Genomic DNA, 3452 nt, shown 5'->3' on the forward strand with positions numbered 1-3452 from the left:
GTTCGGCGGCGTCCTACTCTCCCACAGGGTCCCCCCTGCAGTACCATCGGCGCTGTAAGGCTTAGCTTCCGGGTTCGGAATGTAACCGGGCGTTTCCCTCACGCTATGACCACCGAAACACTATGAAACTGTCCAGCCGCACCACACCGTGACCATGGCATGGGGCTGTTCGTGGTTTCAGAACCAACACAGTGGACGCGAGCAACTGAGGACAAGCCCTCGGCCTATTAGTACCGGTCACCTCCACCCATTACTGGGCTTCCAGATCCGGCCTATCAACCCAGTCGTCTACTGGGAGCCTTACCCCATCAAGTGGGTGGGAATACTCATCTCGAAGCAGGCTTCCCGCTTAGATGCTTTCAGCGGTTATCCCTCCCGAACGTAGCCAACCAGCCATGCCCTTGGCAGAACAACTGGCACACCAGAGGTTCGTCCGTCCCGGTCCTCTCGTACTAGGGACAGCCCTTCTCAATATTCCTGCGCGCGCAGCGGATAGGGACCGAACTGTCTCACGACGTTCTAAACCCAGCTCGCGTACCGCTTTAATGGGCGAACAGCCCAACCCTTGGGACCGACTCCAGCCCCAGGATGCGACGAGCCGACATCGAGGTGCCAAACCATCCCGTCGATATGGACTCTTGGGGAAGATCAGCCTGTTATCCCCGGGGTACCTTTTATCCGTTGAGCGACGGCGCTTCCACAAGCCACCGCCGGATCACTAGTCCCGACTTTCGTCCCTGCTCGACCCGTCGGTCTCACAGTCAAGCTCCCTTGTGCACTTACACTCAACACCTGATTGCCAACCAGGCTGAGGGAACCTTTGGGCGCCTCCGTTACTCTTTAGGAGGCAACCGCCCCAGTTAAACTACCCATCAGACACTGTCCCTGATCCGGATCACGGACCCAGGTTAGACATCCAGCACGACCAGACTGGTATTTCAACGACGACTCCCCCCGAACTGGCGTCCGGAGTTCACAGTCTCCCAGCTATCCTACACAAGCCGAACCGAACACCAATATCAAACTGTAGTAAAGGTCCCGGGGTCTTTCCGTCCTGCTGCGCGAAACGAGCATCTTTACTCGTAGTGCAATTTCACCGGGCCTATGGTTGAGACAGTCGAGAAGTCGTTACGCCATTCGTGCAGGTCGGAACTTACCCGACAAGGAATTTCGCTACCTTAGGATGGTTATAGTTACCACCGCCGTTTACTGGCGCTTAAGTTCTCAGCTTCGCCCCACCGAAATGGAGCTAACCGGTCCCCTTAACGTTCCAGCACCGGGCAGGCGTCAGTCCGTATACATCGCCTTACGGCTTCGCACGGACCTGTGTTTTTAGTAAACAGTCGCTTCTCGCTGGTCTCTGCGGCCACCCCCAGCTCGAACAGCAAGTGTTCTCACCAGGTGTGGCCCCCCTTCTCCCGAAGTTACGGGGGCATTTTGCCGAGTTCCTTAACCATAGTTCACCCGAACGCCTCGGTATTCTCTACCTGACCACCTGAGTCGGTTTAGGGTACGGGCCGCCATGAAACTCGCTAGAGGCTTTTCTCGACAGCATAGGATCATCCACTTCACCACAATCGGCTCGGCATCAGGTCTCAGACTATTGCCAGGCGGATTTACCTACCTGACGTCCTACACCCTTACCCCGGGACAACCACCGCCCGGGATGGACTACCTTCCTGCGTCACCCCATCACTCACCTACTAACCGCTTGGGCCGGCGGCTCCACCACTCCCCTCAACTCCGAAGAGATCAGGGCGGCTTCACGGCCTTAGCATCACGATGCTCGATGTTTGACGCTTCACAGCGGGTACCGGAATATCAACCGGTTATCCATCGACTACGCCTGTCGGCCTCGCCTTAGGTCCCGACTTACCCTGGGCAGATCAGCTTGACCCAGGAACCCTTAGTCAATCGGCGCACACGTTTCCCACGTGTGAATCGCTACTCATGCCTGCATTCTCACTCGTGAACCGTCCACAACTACCTTCCGGTGCTGCTTCACCCGGCACACGACGCTCCCCTACCCATCACAGCACCCGTTGGGGCTTATCGCTGCAATGACACGACTTCGGCGGTACGCTTGAGCCCCGCTACATTGTCGGCGCGGAATCACTAGACCAGTGAGCTATTACGCACTCTTTCAAGGGTGGCTGCTTCTAAGCCAACCTCCTGGTTGTCTCTGCGACTCCACATCCTTTCCCACTTAGCGTACGCTTAGGGGCCTTAGTCGATGCTCTGGGCTGTTTCCCTCTCGACCATGGAGCTTATCCCCCACAGTCTCACTGCCGCGCTCTCACTTACCGGCATTCGGAGTTTGGCTAAGGTCAGTAACCCGGTAGGGCCCATCGCCTATCCAGTGCTCTACCTCCGGCAAGAAACACACGACGCTGCACCTAAATGCATTTCGGGGAGAACCAGCTATCACGGAGTTTGATTGGCCTTTCACCCCTAACCACAGGTCATCCCCCAGGTTTTCAACCCTGGTGGGTTCGGTCCTCCACGAAGTCTTACCTCCGCTTCAACCTGCCCATGGCTAGATCACTCCGCTTCGGGTCTTGAGCGTGCTACTCCACCGCCCTATTCGGACTCGCTTTCGCTACGGCTACCCCACACGGGTTAACCTCGCAACACACCGCAAACTCGCAGGCTCATTCTTCAAAAGGCACGCAGTCACACCACAAGGATGCTCCCACGGCTTGTAGGCACACGGTTTCAGGTACTATTTCACTCCCCTCCCGGGGTACTTTTCACCATTCCCTCACGGTACTATCCGCTATCGGTCACCAGGGAATATTTAGGCTTAGCGGGTGGTCCCGCCAGATTCACACGGGATTTCTCGGGCCCCGTGCTACTTGGGTGTCTCTCAAACGAGCCGTCAATGTTTCAGCTACGGGGGTCTTACCCTCTACGCCGGACCTTTCGCATGTCCTTCGCCTACATCAACGGTTTCTGACTCGTCCTGTCGCCGGCAGACAACAGAAGAGAGATCCCACAACCCCGTATACGCAACCCCTGCCGGGTCTCACACGCATACGGTTTGGCCTCATCCGGTTTCGCTCGCCACTACTCCCGGAATCACGGTTGTTTTCTCTTCCTGAGGGTACTGAGATGTTTCACTTCCCCTCGTTCCCTCCACACTGCCTATGTGTTCAGCAGTGGGTGACAGCCCATGACGACTGCCGGGTTTCCCCATTCGGAAACCCCCGGATCAAAGCCTGGTTGACGACTCCCCGGGGACTATCGCGGCCTCCCACGTCCTTCATCGGTTCCTGGTGCCAAGGCATCCACCGTGCGCCCTTAAAAACTTGGCCACAGATGCTCGCGTCCACTGTGCAGTTCTCAAACAACGACCAGCCACCCATCACCCCACCAGAAGATCCGATGAGTTCACTGGGGCCGGCACTGAAGGAATCTCATTCCCTCAGACACCCAACAGCGTGCCCGGACGT

General features: G+C 57.1%; 2 rRNA genes. Both read right to left on the reverse strand.

Annotated elements, in window-relative coordinates:
- Nucleotides 1–117: ribosomal RNA gene (gene rrf, locus ACIPSJ_RS51875) — 5S ribosomal RNA — on the reverse strand.
- A gap of 90 nt (nt 118–207) precedes the next feature.
- Nucleotides 208–3314 (reverse strand): 23S ribosomal RNA (locus ACIPSJ_RS51880).
- Between the last annotated feature and the right edge of the window lie 138 nt (nt 3315–3452).

The organism is Streptomyces sp. NPDC090088, assembly GCF_044747345.1.
In the GTDB taxonomy this organism is placed as follows: Bacteria; Actinomycetota; Actinomycetes; order Streptomycetales; family Streptomycetaceae; genus Streptomyces.